Below are 20,167 nucleotides of genomic sequence, written 5' to 3' on the forward strand. Positions count from 1 at the left end.
CCTAGCCGTGGGCGGTCTCGCGCAATCCCGTGGGCACTCCGCCCAGTCGTGGGCGGTCTCGTCCAATCCCGCGGGCACTCCGCCCAGTCGTGGGCGGTCTCGCGCAATCCCGCGGGCACTCCGCCCAGTCGTGGGCGGTCTCGCGCAATCCCGCGGGCACCCCGCCTAGCCGTGGGCGGTCCCGTCCAATCCCGCGGGCACTCCGCCCAGCCGTGGGCAGGCCCGCCCAATCCGCGGGCAGTCGTGCCGCCTGGGGCGGCACGGGTGGGCGCGGGCGGCACCCCGTCAGCGCCGGGCCGCGCGACCCACCCCCGGCCCAGCCCTCATGCCGGGCGACTCGCAAAGGAGACGGCACCTGGGACTGGGCCCCGGCCGACGCAGTCACCCGGCGGCGGGCTGCGCGAACTCCCTCGCCCAGCGCCTCACGCCGAGCACCCGAACAGCGAACGGCGCCTGGGCCCCGGCCCATGCCAGGGGCTACCGCGCTGTCGTCGTCACGCGCTCGCTTTCGATGCGCTTCGCCAGGGACTCCTCGTCCAGGGACTCGAGGTGGCGGCACAGGACCACCGAGCCGTCGGTCGCCAGCGCCGCGTACAGGCCGGCGTTGAGGCCCTCCCAGGTGTCGTAGGGAAGAGACGACAGGATGCGGGAGCCGGGGCCCGTGAGGCCCAGCCCCGTCGCCTCGGCGCGGGCGCGTTCGACGACCTCGGCGCCGCTGAACTCCCGGCCGGCCACGATCAGGGCCGGGTCCTCCGGGTCGACCGGCGCGTACGGCGCGAAACGGTCGCCCTGGCTCGGCACTTCCACGGCATAGTCGGCGAAACCGGCCGGCGGCTGCGGAAAACGGCCCCCCAGCGGCCGTAGCGCCAACGCGACACGTTCCCCTCGGCACGCCCGCGCGGCCTCCAGGGAATCCGGACCGCTCACGACCACGTCGGCCGCCGCCGGATCCCCGCCCACGTCCGCGATCGTGCCCACCGACGAACACGCCAGCAGCCAGACCGCCGTCTGCCAGTGGGTGGGCAGCAGCAGCGTGACCCGGTCGCCCGGCCCCGCCCCGAGGTCGCCCTGGAGCAGATTCGCGGTCTTGGCCACCCAATTGGCGAAGGTGGCCACGGACAATTCGACGCGTTCCCCGGTGGCGTCGTCGTAGAAGGTCACCAGGGGACGTCCGGGATCCGCGGCGAGCGCGGAACGCAGCAGGTCGGCAGGGGTGCGATCGGTGGCGTTCACCCGTGCAAGCGTACGCGGCCACACCGGCGCGCACCCCCGGTTGGCGGCACCCTGCCGCCACCGGTTCGGGCGAATCGGACGCCGACACCCCGTCAACTTCCGGATGGACAGGTTTGTATGACTATGTCCAACATCTGGGGTATGCGTGGATTCCTTGCTTCCTCGATCGGTGTCACGTGCGCGGCCGCTCTGGTCCTCCCGCTCACCCCACCCGCCGTCGCGTCGACCGCGAGACCGGCGTATAGCGCGGAGGCGGCCACGCGCGGAGAGGCGGTGGCCGGGCCGGCGGTGCGTCAGGAGGACGCCGAGTCGTACGTCCCCGGCAGCACCCAGTCGATGCCCCTCGCCCCGCTCACCCCGCTCGCCCGCGACCGCGTCGTCGGCGCCCCCGCCATAGAGGGCCTGTCCCCACGAGACGTACGGCACTTCTCCCTCGTAGGCGTCGTCTGGGACGACCCGGACGCCGAACTGCACGGCCGCGTCCAGGTCCGCACCCGCGCCGTCGGCACGGGTACCTGGTCCGACTGGCAGGACGTCGAGACGCACAACGGCGAGCACGCGGCCGACCCCGGCAGCGTGGAACGCACCTCCGGCCGGGTGCGCGGCTCCACGGCGCCGTTGTGGGTCGGGGAGTCGGACGCCGTGGAAGTACGGGTGACGGCGCAGGCCACCGGGGCCGGGTCCAAGGGCGGCGCACACGGGCCGGGCAGCGGTGATCCGACGCCTCCGGCCGGCACCGGCGTCGTCTCTCCGCTCCCCGCCGGCCTTCGCCTGGAACTCGTCGATCCCGGCGAACCCGCCCCCGCGCCGGACGACCCCGGCGCCCCCCGCCCCGGCTCCCTGCAGACCGAGACCACGGAGACCGCCGAGGCCCTCGGCGCCTCCGCCGCCGACACGGCCGCCTCCGCCGCCAACGCCGAACTCGCACCCCTCGGCGTCGCGGCGATCCCGGCGCTCGGCCGGGCCGAGACCGAACGCGAGCTGCTGGCCCTGCGCGGTGACGAGTTGACGCAGGCGCAGCGGGCGAAGCCGTACATCGGGCCGCGGCCGCGCATCGTCACGCGCCGCGGCTGGGGCGCGAACGAGGGGTTGCGGGAGCGGCAGTTCGTCTACACGAAGAAGGTGAAGGCGGCCTTCGTGCACCACACCGCGACCGGCAGCAAGTACTGGTGCTCGCAGGTCCCCTCGCTCATTCGCGGTATCTACCGCTACCACGTCAAGAGCATGGGCTGGCGCGACGTCGGCTACAACTTCCTCGTCGACAAGTGCGGAAACATCTACGAGGGACGCGCCGGGGGAGTGGCGAAGCCGGTCCTGGGCGCCCACACTCTCGGTTTCAACACCAACAGCATGGGGATCGCCGTCCTCGGCAGCTACGGCTCCACCAAGCCGACCAAGGCGTCGGTGAAGGCAGTGGCCCGGCTCACGGCGTGGAAACTGGGCCTCTTCGGCGTCAATCCGCGCGGAAAGACATACCTGAAGTCCGCCGGTGGCAATCTCTACCGAAAGGGAAAGAACGTACGACTGAATGCGATCTCCGGCCATCGGGACGGCTTCCTGACGGAGTGCCCGGGACGGCAGCTCTACCGCAAGCTCGGCACGGCCCGCGCCACGGCGGCCCGCTACCAGGGACGTTGAGCGGGGGAGGCGGGGCCGACGGGTACACGGGGACCTCGGGGTATATGGAGCACACGGGGTTACTCGGAGTACACGGAGACGCATTCACCGCCGTCGGGGGACAAGGGGCGGAACGCCGCACTGCCGACGAGGGCGCCGTACAACGGTCTGCATACACTGGCCGGCCGAAAGACAGTTCGGCCGGTCCCGGCAGGAAGCAGAGACGACAGGTGACAGAAGCGATCCTCCTGGTCGGCGGCAAGGGCACTCGGCTGCGTCCGCTCACCGTGCACACGCCCAAGCCCATGGTCCGGGCGGCCGGAGTCCCCTTCCTCACACACCAGTTGGCGAGAGCGAGAGCCGCAGGCGTCGAGCACATCGTCCTGGCGACGTCGTACCTGGCCGAGGTCTTCGAGCCGTACTTCGGCGACGGCTCCGCGCTGGGACTCCATCTGGAGTACGTGACGGAGGAGGAGCCCCTCGGCACGGGCGGCGCGATCCGCAACGTGGCGTCCCGGCTGCACTCCGGGCCCGACGACCCGGTCCTCATCTTCAACGGCGACATCCTGACCGGCCTGGACATCAAGGCACTGGTCCACACCCACGAGTCGACCGGCGCGGACATCTCCCTCCACCTGACGAAGGTGACGGACCCGAGGGCGTACGGCCTCGTCCCCACGGACGAAACGGGCCGGGTGACAGCCTTCCTGGAGAAACCGCAGACCCCCGAGGAGATCGTCACCGACCAGATCAACGCGGGGGCATACGTCTTCCGCCGCTCGCTCATCGACACGATCCCGGCGAACCGCCCGGTCTCCGTCGAGCGCGAGACCTTCCCGGACCTCCTCTCCGCCGGAGCCCACCTCCAGGGCATGGTCGACTCGACGTACTGGCTGGACCTGGGCACCCCGGCCGCCTTCGTCCGCGGCTCGGCCGACCTCGTCCTGGGCCGCGCCCCGTCCCCCGCCGTCCCCGGCCGCTGCGGCGACCGCCTGATCCTCCCCACGGCCACCGTCGCCCCCGACGCCAAGCTGACGGGCGGCACGGTGGTGGGCGAGGGCGCGTTCGTCGCGGAGGGCGCGAGGGTCTTCGGCAGCACGATCCTCCCCGGCGCCGTCATCGAACCCGGCGCGATCATCACCGACTCCCTCATCGGCACCCGCGCCCGCGTAGGCGAACGCTCCGTCCTCACCGGCGCGGTCATCGGCGACGGCGCGGTGATCGGCGCCGACAACGAGCTGAGAGAGGGCGCACGGGTGTGGTGCGACGCCCAGATCCCGGCGGGAGCGGTCCGCTTCTCACCGGACCTGTAGAACCCCACCTCACAACGCCGACCCGCCCATCCCAGCGGGCCCGGCGTCCAAGACCGCGCACGCCTGTCCCGACGGCCCGGTGAGGGTTCCTGCGGTGCGGGGCGGACGGTCACTTCCCGGCGCCGGCCGCATCACCTTGCGGCGCCGACCTCGCTTCTCAACGCCGGTCCAGGCACTTCAGCCCGTCCAGCGTTTGAGGAGGGGGCCGTGCCGTCCCTAGCCCCCACCCACCCGTGGGGGGGGCTTTGGGGCGCTGACCTCGTTTCTCGGCGCTGGCCAGCGTCTCTCAGCCTGTCCGGCGTTTGAGGTGGGGGCCGTGCCGTCTCTAGCCCCCACCCACCCGTGGGGGGCTTGGTCTTGCGGCGCTGACCTCGCTTTCTCGGCGCCGGCCGGCACCATCCAGCCCGTCCGGCGTTTGAGGACGAGGCCCGTTCAGGGCCGAAGCGGGGGTCTGGGGGCCGCAGGCCCCCAGGGGGGCGGGGTCGAAGGGGCGGCAGCCCCTGGGGGATGGGACGGGTAGGGGCGGCGGGGGCGAAAACCCCCGGCGGCAGCCACAGCGCACAGGCCCCCGTCACAACCGCCCGATATCCCCCCGAGGCATCCGCGGCGCCCGCCGCCCCGGCACCCGCCCACTCAGCAGAATCAACCGAGCCGCCCGATGCCGCTGCCCCGCATACGGCTCCAGCAACTCCAGCATCACGGAGTCATCCGCATCCCGATCCCCGGCCAGCGCCCACCCCACGATCCCGGGCAGATGCAGATCCCCCACGGTCACCGCATCCGCCGCCCCATGACTCCGCTGCACAACCTCCGCGGACGTCCACGGCCCGATCCCCGACACGACCTCCAGCCGCGCCTGCGCCTGAGCCGGAGACATCCGCACTGCCTCCTCCAACCGCCCAGCGACCCGTACAGCCCGCAGAATCGTCGACGCCCGCTTGTTGTCGACCCCGGCCCGATGCCACTCCCAGGACGGAATCAGCCGCCAGGTCCCCGCATCCGGCATCACACACATCCGCTCCGGCGCGGGCCCCGGCGCCGGCTCCCCGAACTTCCGTACCAGCAACCGCCACGCCCGATACGCCTCATCGGCGGTGACCTTCTGCTCAAGAATCGACGGGATCAACGACTCCAGCACCAACCCGGTCCGCGTCAACCGCAGCCCCGGCCGCCGATGCCGAGCAACCGCCACCAGCCGATGCCGCGGCACGAAGACGGACGGATCATCGGCGGCCCCGAGCAGCTCCGGCAACTGCTCCAGCAGCCACTCGGCCCCGGGCCCCCACGCCTCGCCCCGCACTTCGGCACCCCGCACGCTGACCCGCAGCGTCCCGGCCCCGGCAGGCGTGCGGCAGGCCCGCCACACGGACCCGTCCGGCATCGCCCGGAACGTGGGATCCCCCGGTCCACGCCGCAGCGGCCCCAGCACCAGCCCGAGATCGAGCGGTCCGTCCGGCACCACCGTCCGCACCTTCGCCGGCGCGACAGCCTGCCGCGGCACACCCGCGGGCACAGCGACATGCCCCCCGCGCACAGTCGTACGCGTGGGCCGCGGAGCGAAACGTCCTGCCACGAAGAGTCCCGGGAACTAGGTACCGATGAGAGCTACGAGCCTAGGCGCTTCCACGACACCGAGGGGTGCCTACGACACCCTCACGCGCCCCACAACCTCACGCCCCCCCCAAGCCCGCCCGACACACCGGTCCCGCCCGACACACCGGTCCCGGCCAATCACCGGTCCCGGCCAATCACAGGCCTCGACCAATCACCGGCCCCGGCCAACCACGGGCCCCGCCCCACCCAGCGGAGCGTCATCGCACCGCGATAAAACCCCCCGCATCCCGCTCCGGCCGAGCCCGCGGTTCCTCCGCCGGATGACCGACCGCCACCGCCCCCATCGGATCCCAGTCCTCCGGAAGCCCGAGCACCTCCCGCACCACATCCCGGCAGAACATGGTCGAGGACACCCACGCCGAGCCCAGCCGCTCCCCGGCCAGCGCGACCAGGAAGTTCTGCACCCCGGCACCCGCGGCGACGACGAACATCTCCCGCTCGGCCCCGTCCCGCCGCGCGTCGCCGTACGTGTGCGACCCGTCCATGACCAGACAGGGGACCACCAGATACGGCGCGTTCCGCAGCACATCCCCGCGGCGCACCCGCTTGGCGATGGACTCCTCGCTCTTGCCGTCCCGCCGCAGATCGGCGACCCACGCGTCGCGCATCGCGTCGAGCAGCCGCGTCCGCGACTCCTCCGACTCCAGCAGCACGAACCGCCAGGGCGTCGTGTGATGCGGCGCCGGCGCCGTCACGGCCGCCGCGACCGCCCGCCGCACGGCCCCGGGGTCGACGGGCTCGTCCGTGAAGGCCCGTACGGTACGCCGCTGGGTGACCGCCTCCCGTACGGCCTCCGACGTCCCCAGCCGGAACATGTCGTCACGCGCGCCACGCACCAGCGCCCGCGCCCCCGCCCCGTGGTCCTCGGCCACCACGTGCGCCAGCCCGCGCACGACGGCGACGGGCAGCCCGGCGGCCTTGCCCTTCACCAGGTCACCGGCGGCGGCGAGTTCGTCCGCGGTCGCCACGACGGTCGCGCTGAGCGGATTGCCGTACGCGTCCGTGCCCCCGCGCAGATCGTCGAGCACGCGCACGCCCGCGGCGCCGATCGCCACGTCCGTGAGCCCGGAGCGCCAGGGCCGCCCGAAGGTGTCGGTGACGACGACGCCGACGTCGACGCCGAGGGCGTCCCGCAGCCCGTCCCGGACGGCCCGCGCGGACGCGTCCGGGTCCTCGGGCAGCAACAGCACGGTCCCGGCGGGGGTGTTGGAGGCGTCGACGCCGGCGGCGGCCATCACGAGCCCCTGCCGGTTCTCGACGATGCGCAGCGCGCCGCGGCGCGCCACGACCCGTACGGTCTCCGCGTCGATCGCGGCCTCCCGGTCGACCGCCTCGACCACGCGCCCTTCCGCCTTGGACACGATCTTCGAGGTGACGAGGAGGATGTCCCCGTCGGCCAGCCCGGGTTCGGCGGCGGCGATCAGCTTCGCGAGGTCGTCGCCCCGCTGGACCTCGGGAATCCCGGAGACGGCCCAGACCCGGTAGCCGTCGGCAGACATCTCGCTCAAGCCCCCCGCACCTCCTCCGCCAGCGCCAGCGCCTCCCGGGCCATCCGCGCGCTCGCGTCGACGTCGGTCATCATCAGCGGTACGGCCCGGCAGCGGATGCCGGCCGCCTCGACCCGCTCCACGGCACCCGCGTCGACGGTGTCGACGAGCCAGCCGTCCAGCAGCCCCGAGCCGTAGTGCTCGGCGACCGCCGCGGCCGTCGACTCCACGCCGACCGCCGCGAGCACCTTGTCGGCCATCCCGCGCACGGGCGCGTCCCCGACGATGGGGGACAGGCCCACCACCGGCACCCCGGCGTCGGCGATCGCCTCACGGATGCCGGGCACGGCGAGGATCGTTCCGACGGAGACGACCGGGTTGGACGGCGGGAAGAGGATGACGTCCGCCTCGGCGACGGCCTCCAGGACGCCCGGCGCCGGCTTGGCCTGTTCCGCGCCGACCGGCACGATCGCCTCCGCCGGCACCGAGGCCCGCAGCCGCACCCAGTACTCCTGGAAGTGAACGGCCTTGCGCTCGCCGTCCACCTCGACCGCGACATGCGTCTCGACGCGGTCGTCGGTCATGGGGATGAGCCGCACTCCCGGCTGCCAGCGGTCGCACAGCGCCTCCGTCACCGCGCTGAGCGGGTATCCGGCGCCGATCATCTGCGTCCGCACGATGTGCGTGGCGAAGTCCCGGTCGCCGAGCCCGAACCACTCCGGCCCCACGCCGTACGCCGCGAGCTCCTCCTTCAGATGGAAGGTCTCGTCGGCCCGGCCCCAGCCCTGCTCCTCGTTGATGCCGCCGCCGAGCGTGTACATCACCGTGTCGAGGTCCGGGCAGACCTTCAGCCCGAAGAGGTGGATGTCGTCCCCGGTGTTGCCGATGACCGTGATGTCCGCGTCCGGCGCGGCCCGCTTCAGACCGCGCAGGAACCGGGCACCACCGATGCCGCCTGCCAGAACCACAATGCGCATGGGAGCAGTCTTGCAGGCGGGTACGACAACGCGTCAGGCAGTCACGGGACGCGGCTCCGTACGCGCCTCGCAGGCCGAGGAGGTGTGCATCGGCATCTCGGTGAGGCCCGGGTAGTACACGTGCAGGCTCACGGCCGGCTCCAGCGCGTCGTTGACGACCTCGTGCGTGTACCCCGGCGCGAACACCCGCTGCGCTCCCGCCTCCAACACGCGCGTGCCGCGCTCCGTGCGCTCGGTCAGCGTGCCCTCCAGAACGGTCAGGACGCCGGAGGAGCGGCCGTGGTCGTGCAGTCCGCTGCCCTGTCCGGGCACCCAGGACAGCAGCCACACCTCGTAGCCGGGGCCGGTGCGCAGCCGGTGGTACCAGCGCGTGGTGGCGTCGTACCGGACGAGGTGCTCCCACTGGGCGCGGTCGGCGGCGATGGAGCGGGCCAGGCCGGCGAACTCGGCGACGGTGGCCGGGTGCTCGCGCGGAGCCTGGAGGAGGTGGGGGACTTCGAGGATGTCGCCGGCGATCTGGAGGTCGCTGTCGCTGTTCATGGGATGCGTGGTTCCTCAGTGAAGGAAGGTCAGAGGGAACGGAAGCCGAGTCGCGGCCGACTCGGCCTACAGCTGGAGCAGGTGTGGCTCAACAGCTGGAACAGCAACAACAGCTACAGCGAACGTGGGCAGCACCGAGGGACCCGGCGGTGCGGGTCGAGGTGAGTGCCAAGTTCGCGAGCATGCCCACAAGGACAGCGGTTTGCACCTCCACTGTCAACTCGACGCCCGTTGAGTGGGATGTGTTTCACCTCATCCGGTTCATCTCTGTGGCGAAAGGTTTGTTCATGGGTTGACCGGGACACATGGCGCACAACCGGGCGCACGGCGCCGTTGTGATCCTGTGATCCGACTGTGATCCGGTTCGCTTCTGCGGTTGTGTGCAACGAGATCGAACTTCTGGGCGTCCTTTTCCGTACAGGCTCTGCGCGGCGCTGGACGCCCTCCCGGGCCTCGTCTGCTTGTCAAGGTTTATGCCGATTTGAACACTTTCCGCTAGGCCTTGGTTCCGCAGAGTGAATAAGGGGCTCAATAGCAGATCTCGGCTTGACTCGCCCGGAGCAGCACACTTGTAATTTCACTCGTGTCGTTCAGCCGAAATCGGTAACGGCTACATCACGGGGACGCGGAAAGAACAGACGAGGGGCGCACATGACCGAGCTGGTGCAGCAACTGCTGGTCGACGACGCGGACGAGGAACTCGGCTGGCAGGAGCGCGCGCTGTGCGCCCAGACCGACCCCGAGTCCTTCTTCCCCGAGAAGGGCGGCTCGACTCGCGAGGCCAAGAAGGTCTGCCTCGCCTGTGAGGTCCGCTCCGAGTGCCTTGAGTACGCCCTCGCCAACGACGAGCGCTTCGGCATCTGGGGCGGCCTGTCCGAGCGGGAGCGCCGCCGACTCAAGAAGGCAGCCGTCTGACCGGCCGCAGTGGGCGGGTACGCGCGCGTACCCGCACGTACATACGTCTCGCATATTTCGTACACGTCTCGAACGGCCCGTCGCAGTGTGGTTATCCACAGGCGGCGGGCCGCCGTCATGCCCAGCCGATAGTGTGGTCGCTCGTCCGAGACGCCCCGCTGCCCCCTCGGGGCACAGGCGTCCACCGCAGTCCACCGAACCGGGGCCCGTACCTCGATGTCCGTGCACAGCCACACGGCAGCCCATCACGACTCCGCTGCCACACCTGAGTTCCCGCGTCATGTGGTGACCGCGGTCCTCGTCTCCCATGACGGCGCCCGCTGGCTGCCCGACGCGCTCGCCGGGCTGCTCGGCCAGGAGCGCCCCGTCCAGTTCGCCATGGCCGCCGACACCGGGAGCGCGGACCGCTCCGCGCAGCTGGTCGCCGAGGCCCTCGGTGACGATCGCGTACTGCACCTCGCCCGGCGCACCGGATTCGGCCAGGCCGTCGAGGAGGCCAACCGCACCGCCCCCCTCCTCACCCCGGACGAGCTGCCCTATCTGAAGCGGCCGAGCGGCTGGGACCCCGTCACGCGCACGTGGCGCGACGACGCCTACGACATGCCCGAACTCCCCCACGGGGAGCCGGTTCAGTGGCTGTGGCTCCTGCACGACGACTGCGCCCCCGAACCCGACGCCCTGGCCCAGCTGCTGCGCGTCGTGGAGAACGAGTACGAGCTGGGCCGCGACGACGTCGCCGTCGTGGGCCCCAAGCTGCGCGGCTGGTACGACCGCCGGCAGCTCCTGGAAGTCGGCGTCACCATCGCCCACTCCGGCCGCCGCTGGACCGGCCTCGACCGCCGCGAGCAGGACCAGGGCCAGCACGACCACGTCCGCTCCGTGCTGTCCGTGTCCACCGCCGGCATGCTGATCCGGCGCGACATCTTCGACCAGCTCGGCGGCTTCGACCGTCGGCTGCCCCTGATGCGCGACGACGTCGACCTGTGCTGGCGCGCCACGGCCGCCGGCCACCGCGTCCTCGTCGCCCCCGAGGCAGTCGTACGACACGCCGAGGCGGCCTCCCGAGAGCGCCGCACCGTCGACTGCGTGGGCCGCACCGCCGCCTCCCCGCACAAGGTCGACAAGGCGGGCGCCGTCTACACCCTGCTCGTCAACAGCCGTACGGCCGTGCTGCCCTGGGTGCTGCTGCGTGTCGTGCTCGGCACCGTTCTGCGCACCCTGGCCTACCTCGTGGGCAAGGTCCCGGGCCAGGCCCTCGACGAGATCCGCGGGCTCATGGGCACCCTGCTGCGTCCCGAGCGGATCATCGCCGGGCGGCGCAGGCGCGGGAGCCCCGTCGTCGACAAGGGCGAGCTGCGGGCGCTGTTCCCGCCGCCCGGCGCGACCGTGCGGGCCACCGTCGAACAGGTCGCGAGCAGCCTCGTCGGCCGCTCCGACCCCGAGGTGGCCGCAGGCGCGGGACGGCACGGCGGCGCGATCGAGTCCGGACCCGGCGGCGACGACGCGGACTTCCTGGAGATAGAACAGTTCGCCCGCCTCAAGCGCATCGCCCGCAAGCCCGGCCCGGTGCTCTTCCTCGTCCTGCTGTTCGTCTCGCTGATCGCCTGCCGGGAACTGCTCGGCGGCGGCGCGCTCGCGGGTGGCGCGTTGCTGCCCGCTCCGGCCGACTCCGGTGAGCTGTGGTCGCGTTACGTGGACGCCTGGCACCCGGTGGGCGTCGGCGGCACCCCGTCCGCGCCGCCGTACCTGGCGATCGTCGCGATGCTCGCCTCCGCAATGCTGGGCTCGACCGGGCTCGCGGTCACCGTCCTGCTCGTCTGCTCGGTGCCGCTGGCCGGACTCACCGCCTACTTCGCCTCCCGGCCCCTCGTCGAGTCGCGCCTGCTGCGCGCGTGGGGGGCCGTCGTCTACGCCTTCCTGCCCGCCGCCACCGGCGCCCTGGCCGGCGGCCGCATCGGCACCGCCGTCCTCGCCGTCCTGCTGCCGCTCCTCGCCCGCGCGGGCATCGCGGCGAGTGGTCTGGCCACCGGCTCCGGCGGGCGCGGCAGTTGGCGCGCTACCTGGGCGTACGCCCTGCTGCTGACGATCACCACGGCCTTCACGCCGATCGTGTGGCCGATCGCGCTGGTCCTCGGACTCGGGCTGCTCGCGGTGCGGCGCGCCGACATCACCGCGTACGGCCTGCGCTTCCTGGCCCAGTTCGGCGTGCCCCTGCTGGTCCTCGCACCCTGGTCCCTGTCGCTGCTTCCGTTCGGCTTCTTCCAGGAGGCCGGTCTGAAGTACGGCGCCTCGGCGGCGTCCGCCCTGGACCTGCTCGGTGCCAGCCCCGGCGGGCCCGGCACCGTCAGCGGGCTGATGCTCATCGGCGTCGTACTGGCCGCGCTGGCCGCACTGATGCGCTCCGAGCGCCAGTTCGGAATCTGGACCGCGTGGGCGGTCGCCCTGGTGGGCCTCCTCTTCGCGGCCCTGTCCAACAGCTCCACCTGGTCCGGCCCCGCGACCCTCGTGTACGGCATCGCCCTCCTGGCCGCCGCCCTGCTCGGCGCCGACGGGGCACGCTCGCGTGTGGCCGAGCAGAGCTTCGGCTGGCGCCAGCCGGTCGCCGCGCTGATCGCCTTCTCCGCGGCCGCCGGCCCGCTGCTCGTCGCGGCCGGCTGGATGATCCGCGGCGCCGACGGACCGCTGGAGCGGCGCGACCCCGTGCAGGTGCCCGCGTTCGTCGCCGAGGAGAGCAACACCCGCGACCAGGCCCGCACCCTCGTCCTCGACAGCGACTCCCAGGCCCATGTCGGCTACATGCTCGTCCGCGGTTCCGGCGCCCGCCTCGGCGACGCCGAACTCGCCGCCGAGGACGGGGAGAACGCCAAGCTCGACAAGATCGTCGCCAACCTCGTCGCCGGCTCCGGCGCCGACCAGGCCGACCAACTGGGCGCGTTCGCGGTGCGTTACGTCCTCGTCCACAAGGGCGCGCCCCGCGAGGTCGCGCGCGTGCTGGACGCCACACCCGGGCTGTCGCGGCTGAGCGAGCAGAACGGCAGCGCGTTGTGGCGGGTCGACCGGCAGGTGTCGCGCGCGGCCGTCGTCGCCGGCTCCGGTGCCGGGTCCGGCTCCGCCGAGCCTCAGCCCGTCGCCGCCGGGCCCGTCGAGATCCACACCACGATCCCGAGTGGCGCCGAGGGGCGTGTCCTGCGCCTCGCCGACAGTGCCGACGACGGCTGGACGGCCACCCTGGACGGCAAGCCGCTCACCGCGACCACGGTCGACGGCTGGGCCCAGGGCTTCGAGCTCCCCGCAGCGGGGGGCAAGCTGGACGTCACCTACGACGACCCGATCGGCCACACCGCCTGGCTGTGGGCCCAGGGCTTCCTCGCCCTCGTCCTCGTCGTGATGGCCCTTCCGGGACGTCGCCGCGACGTCGACGACGACCTGCCCGAGGAGCCGGCCGTCCCGGCCGAGGCCGTGGCAGGCGAGGGCCGACGGGCCCGCCGACTGCGGGCCCAGGCGGAGGCCGAGACCGAAGAGGCCGGGCAGGGCGGCGAGTTCCCCGCTCCTCCCACGCAGCCGCCGGCGGCGATTCCGCAGCAGCAGCCCTACGGCGAGTGGGACGCGCCCAGTTACGCGGGCGCCGAGTACGGCGGCTACGGCGGCCAGCAGTACGAGGGCGGCCAGCAGTACCAGTCGGGCGGCACCTACGACGGGACGTATCAGGCGGACCCGTATCAGGGCGGCCAGTACGACCCGTACGCGTACGGCGGGCAGACCCCGACGGGTTCGTACGACGGCTCCTACGACACGTCGTCGTACGACCAGACGTACCAGCAGGGTTACGACGCCACGTACGACCCGGCGCAGCCGCATCCGCACGGCAGTGAGCGTTCCGACGGGAGCCAGCAGTGAACCGCACCACCCTGTCCCTGATCGTCGGCGTCACCTCCCTCGCCGCCATCACCGGGATCGCGACGCTCACCACGCCGGACGCGCCCGGCGTGAAGACCGCCGAGGCGGCCGCCGAGCTGCCCGTGGAGCGTACGAGCCTGCTGTGCCCGGCCCCGAGCATCTCGGATCTCGCCGAGACGACGTACACGTCGTTCACGCCCGTCACGAAGGGGACCGGAAGCGGCGGGAAGGCGGAACTGCGGTCCGCGGCGGAGGAGTCGGACGCCGGGACGGACGCCGAGGACAAGAAGACCGGTGGCGCAGACAAGGCCGACAAGGCCGTCCTGGAGGCCAAGGAGCCGGGTACGCCGGCCACCGGGGAGACGTCCGGGGGTGACTCTCCGGCGCTCGTCGGGACCGCCGACGGGAAGTTCGCGCCCGGCTGGACCATGCAGGAGACGACCGAGGTCGCCGCGGGCACGGGGCGTGGCTTGCAGGGCGTCAACTGCACCGCGCCGGACACCGAGTTCTGGTTCCCCGGCGCCAGTACGGCCGCCGACCGCACGGACTACGTGCATCTGACCAACCCCGACGACTCCGCCGCGGTCGTCGACATCGAGCTGTACGGCAAGGACGGGGCCATCGAGACCACGGTGGGGGAGGGGATCACGGTTCAGCCGCACTCGGGTGAGTCGATCCTGCTGTCCACGCTCACCAGTGAGAAGCAGACCAACATGACCGTGCACGTGAGTGTGCGCAGCGGTCGGGTGGGTGCTTCGGTGCAGGCGCTCGACGACAAGCTCGGTGGGGACTGGCTGGCCGCGTCCGCCGACCCCGCGGGGAGTCTCGTTCTGCCCGGCATCCCGAAGGACGCCACCTCGGTGCGGCTGGTCGCCTTCACACCGGGGGACGCGGATGCGGACCTCAAGGTGCGGCTTGCCTCGCCGTCCGGGGCGATCACACCTGCCGGGAACGAGACGTTGCACGTCAAGGCGGGTATGACCAGTGCCGTGGACCTCGGGGACGTCATGCGGGGCGAGGCGGGATCGCTGGTGCTGACGCCTACGGATCGGTCCGTGCCGGTGGTCGCGGCGGTGCGGGTGGTGCGTGGCGAGGGGGCCAAGCAGGAGACGGCGTTCATTCCGGCGAGCCGGCCGGTGGGCACGCGCGCGACGGTCGTGGACAACCGGGCGAAGGGCACGACGCTGTCTCTTACGGCGCCCTTCGGCACGGCGAAGGTCAAGGTGACGGCCTCGGCGGGGAGCGAGGGGGGTACGGCGGCGTCGAAGACGTACACGATCAAGTCCGGGACGACCCAGGACGTGGAGGCCCCGGTGCCGAGCGGCCTGAAGGGCACGTACGCGCTGACCGTGGAGTCGGTGTCGGGCGGGCCGGTGTACGGAGCTCGGACGCTGGCCGTGACGGAGGACGGAGTGTCCGGCTTCACCGTGCAGACGCTGCCGGATGACCGGGGGATGGTGGCTGTGCCGGAGGCGGACGAGGACTTGTCGGTGCTGCAGAAGTAGGGCGTGGAGGCCCGCGGGCCCGGTCCAGCCGCGGGCAGTCGTGCCGCTGGGGCGGGCTCCCGACCGACGAAGGGCGGCGCCCCGTCAGCGCCGGGCTGCGAGACCTACCCCCGCCCAGCCCTCACGCCGGGCAACTCGCAAAGGGGCCGGCGCCTCTGACTCGCCCGGCCAACGCGGTCACCCCGCGCCGGGCTGCACTACCCGCCCCCGGACGGCCACGGAGGCGACCGCCTGCCGGTCGAAACCGTCAGTCCTCGCCGTAGCGTGGATCCACCGTCTCCGGCGTCAGCCCCAGCAGCTCGGCCACCTGTTCCACGACCACCTCGTGGACCAGGGCGGCTCGTTCGTCTCGGCCCTTGGTGCGGATCTCCACCGGGCGGCGGTAGATGACCACGCGCGCGGGGCGGCCCTCGCGGGCGGGGATCGTGCCGCCGAGGGGGACCGCCTCGTCGTTCCAGGTGCGGCCGGGGCCGTCCAGGCGGGGGACCTCGAGGACCAGGAAATCGATGTCGGCCAGCTGGGGCCAGCGGCGTTCGAGGCGTTCCACGGAGTCCTGCACCAGGTCGGCGAAGGCGTCGGCGCGGCTGGCGGCGAGCGGGACCTGGGGTGGTGCGATCGGGCCGCGCATGCCTCGCCCGTGGCGATCACGGCGGCGGGGCCCGGGGCCGGCGGCACGGGGCGGTACGGGGGTGTCCATCACTGATGAAGCGTAGTCCTCGGGGCCGCCGCATGTCCGATCACGGTGGGGTGGACGGGCGGCGCCCACGCGCCGTACGGCATGTCGGCAGATGACCATTCCAGCCAAGCTTGGGCTCGATTCCGCATCTCTCCGAGACCGGCGGGGACGAGGTGTTTAATGTGGTTTGTGGTAAGTCGTGACCGGGTTGGGGCGTGTTCGGGATCTCGGAAGATGGCTTCCGCGCAGGTCAGTGACGTGGGGACGCAGAGGCGTGTGGGGTGTTTCACAGCACGACACGGTGGGGTGACCTGGGGGAGAGTCGTCGCGGCCCGCTCAAGAGTGCGGTACCGTCCAACGTCGTGAGCCCTGTACGTCGCTGTTCGCGCACCGCTTGCGGCCGTCCCGCCGTCGCGACGCTGACGTACGTCTACGCCGACTCGACCGCGGTCCTCGGCCCGCTCGCCACCTACGCCGAACCCCACTGCTACGACCTGTGCGCCGAGCACTCCGAGCGCCTCACCGCGCCCCGCGGGTGGGAGGTCGTGCGGTTGCTGGACGGTTCGGCTCCGGCCCGTCCCAGCGGTGATGATCTGGAAGCGCTTGCCAACGCCGTGCGCGAGGCGGCCCGTCCGCAGGAGCGGGCGGCCCAGGCCGGCGGGGGCGGGGCGCGTGGCGCCGATCCGATGGAGGTCGCGCGGCGGGGGCACCTGCGAGTGCTGCGGTCGCCCGACAACTGACAGTCGGTTTCCTCCGCTTGTGCGGGTGTTTCCCAGCTCCTCGTTCCGTTGAGTGATGCGCGGGCATTGACGTGTCATTGGCGCGGACACGACCATTCCGTATGCCGGACGAGAAATCGCTTTCCGCATAGCGGAATCCGGGGAGGCGCCCGTGTACGTCCAGGAACTGGAACCCGTCGCCGACTCGCTCGGCCTGTCCGCGCTCGTGGCGACGCTGCCGCTCGTGATCGTCCTCGTCCTGCTGGGCGGGGTTCGGCTCAAGGCGCACTTGGCGGGGCTCACGGGGCTTGTGGCGGCCGTACTGGTCGCCTGGCTCGCATACGGCATGCCGCTCGGCCAGACGCTCTCCAGTGCCGCGCAGGGGGCCGTCTTCGGGCTCTTCCCGATCCTGTGGATCGTCGTCAACGCCCTGTGGGTGTACCGGATGACCGTCCGGACGCGTCATTTCGACATCCTGCGGCGGGCGTTCGGGCGGCTGTCCGACGATCCGCGCATCCAGGCGCTCGTCGTCGCCTTCTGCTTCGGGGCGCTGCTGGAGGCCCTCGCCGGGTTCGGGGCGCCCGTCGCGATCTGTTCGGTCATGCTGGTGGCGCTCGGGTTCGAGCCGGTGCGCGCGGCGGTCGTCGCGCTGGTCGCCAACACCGCGCCCGTGGCCTTCGGTGCGATGGGGACGCCGGTCGTGACGCTGGCGCAGGTCACCGGGCTGCCACTGGACACCGTGGCTTCTGTGGTGGGCCGTCAGACACCCTTGCTGGCCCTGGTGGTGCCGCTCGTGCTCGTCGGGCTCGTGGACGGGCGGCGCGGGCTGCGGGAGACCTGGGTGCCCGCCATGGCGTGCGGAATCGCCTTCGCCGTCGCCCAGTTCGCCGCCTCGAACTACGTCTCCGCGCAACTCGCCGACATCGGCGCCGCCTTGGCGGGTGCGGGCGCCCTGGTCGCCGTACCGCACGCGCGTGTGCCCGCCGCCGAGGCCGTCCGCGCGTCCGTGCTGACCGGGGCGCGGAGCGAGGAGTTGGACGAGGACGACCCGTCGCGAGAAGTCGTACGGGCCTACGCGCCGTACGCGTTGATCGTCGTGATCTTCTCCATCGCGCAGATCCCGGTGGTCAAGGACTGGCTGGCCGGGGCGACCCAGACCTACGACTGGCCCTTCCTGAACGTCGCGGACCCGGACGGGGAGCCGGTCGGTGGCAATGTCTTCAGCTGGCCGATCGTGTCCACCGGCGGCACCCTCGTGCTGCTCGCCGGCATCTGCACCGCGATCGTCCTCGGGGTGCACGCGCGCGTGGCCGTCAAGGAGTGGGCCGCGACCGTGCACGAGCTGAGGTTCGCCATCCTCACCGTGACATCGGTGCTGGCGCTCGCGTACGTCATGAACCTCTCCGGACAGGCCGCCACCATCGGCTACTTCGTGGCGGCGGCCGGCGCCGGGCTGGCCTTCCTGTCGCCGGTGCTGGGCTGGTTCGGTGTGGCTGTGTCAGGGTCGGACACGTCGGCCAACGCGCTGTTCGGGGCGTTGCAGGTGACGGCGGCGCGGGAATCGGGGCTGTCGCCGGAACTCCTGGCCGCCGCCAACAGTTCAGGTGGTGTGCTCGGCAAGATGATCTCGCCGCAGAACCTCACCATCGCGTGCGCGGCCGTAGGGCTCGCGGGCCGGGAGGGGGACCTGCTGCGGCGGGTGCTGCCGTGGAGTCTGGGCCTGCTGCTGGTGATGTGCCTGATCGTGGTCGGACAGAGTTCACCGGTGCTGGACTGGATGCTGCCCTGACCTCCGTGCTGACCTGAGGTTACGGCTCGGAGTCCACTCAGTGGGCACACAGCCCACTGTCAGTGAGGGCGGGTAGTTTGGGGTGACCGACAGGACTTTCAGGAGGGTTGGCCGTGGCCGCTGATCTGTCACAGCTCGTGAAGGCGTACGACGTCCGCGGGGTCGTCCCCGACCAGTGGGACGAGCCGCTGGCCGAGCTTTTCGGGGCCGCCTTCGTGCAGGTCACCGGCGCGAGCGCGATCGTCGTCGGGCACGACATGCGCCCCTCGTCGCCCGGTCTGTCCCGTGCCTTCGCGCGCGGTGCCGCCGCTCAGGGCGTCGACGTCACCGAGATCGGTCTGTGCTCCACCGACCAGCTGTACTACGCCTCGGGCGCGCTGAACCTGCCGGGCGCGATGTTCACGGCATCGCACAACCCGGCCCAGTACAACGGCATCAAGATGTGCCGCGCGGGCGCGGCCCCGGTCGGCCAGGACACCGGCCTCGCGGAGATCCGCGAACTGGCCGAGCGCTGGAGCGATTCGGGCGCCCCGGAGCCGGCGGCGACGCCGGGCACGATCACGCAGCGGGACACGTTGGAGGATTACGCGGCCCACCTCCGCTCCCTCGTCGACCTGACCTCCATCCGCCCCCTGAAGGTCGTCGTCGACGCGGGCAACGGCATGGGCGGCCACACGGTCCCCACGGTCTTCGAGGGCCTGCCCCTCACCCTGGTCCCGATGTACTTCGAGCTGGACGGCACGTTCCCGAACCACGAGGCGAACCCGCTGGACCCGGCGAACATCGTCGACCTGCAGAAGCGAGTCCGCGAGGAATCCGCCGACCTCGGCATCGCCTTCGACGGCGACGCCGACCGCTGCTTCGTCGTCGACGAGAACGGCGCCCCGGTCTCCCCGTCCGCCATCACCGCCCTGGTGGCCTCGCGCGAGCTCGCCAAGCACGGCGGCAAGGGCACGGTCATCCACAACCTGATCACGTCCTGGTCGGTCCCGGAGGTCGTCAAGGAGAACGGCGGCACCCCCGTCCGCACCCGCGTCGGCCACTCCTTCATCAAGGCCGAGATGGCGAAGACCGGCGCCATCTTCGGCGGCGAGCACTCCGCCCACTACTACTTCAAGGACTTCTGGAACGCCGACACGGGCATGCTGGCCGCCCTCCACGTCCTCGCGGCCCTGGGCGGCCAGGGCGGCCCCCTCTCCGGCCTGGTCGCCCAGTACGACCGCTACGCCGGCTCCGGCGAGATCAACTCCACGGTCGCCGACCAGGCAGGCCGCCTGGCCGCGATCAAGGCCGCCTACGAGGGCCAGGAAGGCGTGCAACTCGACGAGCTCGACGGCCTCACCGTGACGGCAGCCGACTGGTGGTTCAACGTCCGCCCGTCCAACACCGAGCCCCTGCTGCGCCTGAACGCGGAGGCGCGGGACGAGGCGACGATGGCGAAGGTAAGGGATGAGGCGCTGGGGATCATCAGGGGCTGAGGCTGAGGGGGCTGCTTTCCGGCGTCGGCCTGCACCCTCCAACATCCCGTCCCACGATTGTGGTCGGGACGACACCTGCGCTTCTCAACGGGTCTCGCCTTCGACGCCGGTCCAGGCATTCAGCCTGCCCGGCGTTCGAGGACGGGTCCGCGCCGTCCCTAGCCCCCATCCACCCGTGGTGGGCTTCGCCTCTTGAGGTCGGTCGGCGTCACCCGGCCCGTCCGGCGTTCGAGGGCGGCGCTGCGCCGTCCCTGGACCCCACCCACCCGTGGGGGCCCACCCACCCGTGGTGGGCTTCACCTCTTGAGGTCGGCCGACATCAGCCAGCCCGTCCGGCGTTTGAGGACAAGGCCCCTTCAGGGCCGGCGGGGTCCAGGGGGCGGAGCCCCCTGGCGGGGTGGAAGGGG

Annotated in this window: 14 protein-coding genes; 8 read left to right on the forward strand and 6 right to left on the reverse strand. The window is 72.1% G+C overall.

Annotated elements, in window-relative coordinates; genetic code table 11:
* Window positions 1-477 precede the first annotated feature (477 nt).
* Complete coding sequence (locus ACIREI_RS14110; protein WP_403331898.1) at window positions 478-1,233, reverse strand: TIGR03089 family protein; 756 nt, start codon at window positions 1,231-1,233, stop codon at window positions 478-480.
* Between the two features lie 141 nt (window positions 1,234-1,374).
* Between ACIREI_RS14110 and ACIREI_RS14115 the strand changes: the two genes are divergently transcribed.
* Both ACIREI_RS14115 and ACIREI_RS14120 read left to right on the forward strand, forming a co-directional pair.
* Window positions 1,375-2,871, forward strand: coding sequence for an N-acetylmuramoyl-L-alanine amidase (locus ACIREI_RS14115; protein WP_403331901.1), 1,497 nt, complete (start codon window positions 1,375-1,377; stop codon window positions 2,869-2,871).
* A gap of 209 nt (window positions 2,872-3,080) precedes the next feature.
* On the forward strand, window positions 3,081-4,163 hold the full coding sequence (locus tag ACIREI_RS14120; protein WP_403331904.1) for a sugar phosphate nucleotidyltransferase: 1,083 nt from the start codon (window positions 3,081-3,083) through the stop codon (window positions 4,161-4,163).
* Window positions 4,164-4,734: 571 nt separating this feature from the next.
* On the opposite strand, the gene ACIREI_RS14125 is transcribed toward ACIREI_RS14120, so the two are convergent.
* From ACIREI_RS14125 to ACIREI_RS14140, 4 genes are all read right to left on the reverse strand, one after another.
* Complete coding sequence (locus tag ACIREI_RS14125) at window positions 4,735-5,736, reverse strand: DNA-3-methyladenine glycosylase family protein (RefSeq protein WP_403331907.1); 1,002 nt, start codon at window positions 5,734-5,736, stop codon at window positions 4,735-4,737.
* 238 nt (window positions 5,737-5,974) lie between these two features.
* Window positions 5,975-7,276: a coenzyme F420-0:L-glutamate ligase gene (locus ACIREI_RS14130; RefSeq protein ID WP_403332007.1), complete on the reverse strand. Its 1,302-nt coding sequence runs from the start codon at window positions 7,274-7,276 to the stop codon at window positions 5,975-5,977.
* Window positions 7,277-7,281: 5 nt separating this feature from the next.
* Window positions 7,282-8,241, reverse strand: a complete 960-nt coding sequence (cofD, locus tag ACIREI_RS14135) for a 2-phospho-L-lactate transferase (protein ID WP_403331910.1) — start codon at window positions 8,239-8,241, stop codon at window positions 7,282-7,284.
* A 33-nt stretch (window positions 8,242-8,274) separates the two neighbouring features.
* Entirely contained in the window at window positions 8,275-8,781 is a 507-nt protein-coding gene (locus ACIREI_RS14140) for a cysteine dioxygenase (protein WP_403331913.1), read from the reverse strand.
* Window positions 8,782-9,432: 651 nt separating this feature from the next.
* Between ACIREI_RS14140 and ACIREI_RS14145 the strand changes: the two genes are divergently transcribed.
* From ACIREI_RS14145 to ACIREI_RS14155, 3 genes are all read left to right on the forward strand, one after another.
* Window positions 9,433-9,696 (forward strand): WhiB family transcriptional regulator, encoded by a 264-nt coding sequence (locus ACIREI_RS14145; RefSeq protein ID WP_003975777.1) that lies wholly within the window; start codon window positions 9,433-9,435, stop codon window positions 9,694-9,696.
* 216 nt (window positions 9,697-9,912) lie between these two features.
* Window positions 9,913-13,593, forward strand: coding sequence for a glycosyltransferase (locus tag ACIREI_RS14150; protein ID WP_403331916.1), 3,681 nt, complete (start codon window positions 9,913-9,915; stop codon window positions 13,591-13,593).
* A complete protein-coding gene (locus ACIREI_RS14155; protein WP_403331917.1) occupies window positions 13,590-15,098 on the forward strand; it encodes a DUF5719 family protein in 1,509 nt (502 codons plus the stop codon). The genes ACIREI_RS14150 and ACIREI_RS14155 overlap by 4 nt, the downstream gene beginning before the upstream one ends.
* Before the next feature lie 247 nt (window positions 15,099-15,345).
* Here the strand turns inward: ACIREI_RS14155 and ACIREI_RS14160 are convergent, their stop codons facing one another.
* A complete protein-coding gene (locus ACIREI_RS14160) occupies window positions 15,346-15,795 on the reverse strand; it encodes a metallopeptidase family protein (protein WP_403332010.1) in 450 nt (149 codons plus the stop codon).
* 341 nt (window positions 15,796-16,136) lie between these two features.
* On the opposite strand from ACIREI_RS14160, the gene ACIREI_RS14165 reads away from it, so the two are divergent.
* The 3 genes from ACIREI_RS14165 to ACIREI_RS14175 all read left to right on the forward strand — a co-directional run bounded on the left by ACIREI_RS14165 (window position 16,137) and on the right by ACIREI_RS14175 (window position 19,760).
* On the forward strand, window positions 16,137-16,514 hold the full coding sequence (locus ACIREI_RS14165) for a DUF3499 domain-containing protein (protein WP_031481227.1): 378 nt from the start codon (window positions 16,137-16,139) through the stop codon (window positions 16,512-16,514).
* Between the two features lie 151 nt (window positions 16,515-16,665).
* Window positions 16,666-18,282 carry an L-lactate permease gene (locus ACIREI_RS14170; protein ID WP_403331919.1) on the forward strand — a complete coding sequence of 539 codons (1,617 nt, stop codon included), beginning with the start codon at window positions 16,666-16,668 and terminating at the stop codon, window positions 18,280-18,282.
* 113 nt (window positions 18,283-18,395) lie between these two features.
* Complete coding sequence (locus tag ACIREI_RS14175; RefSeq protein ID WP_403331922.1) at window positions 18,396-19,760, forward strand: phosphomannomutase/phosphoglucomutase; 1,365 nt, start codon at window positions 18,396-18,398, stop codon at window positions 19,758-19,760.
* Window positions 19,761-20,167: the final 407 nt, after the last annotated feature.

Origin of the sequence: Streptomyces sp. NPDC093591, assembly GCF_044764885.1 — a bacterium.
Taxonomy (GTDB): Bacteria; Actinomycetota; Actinomycetes; order Streptomycetales; family Streptomycetaceae; genus Streptomyces.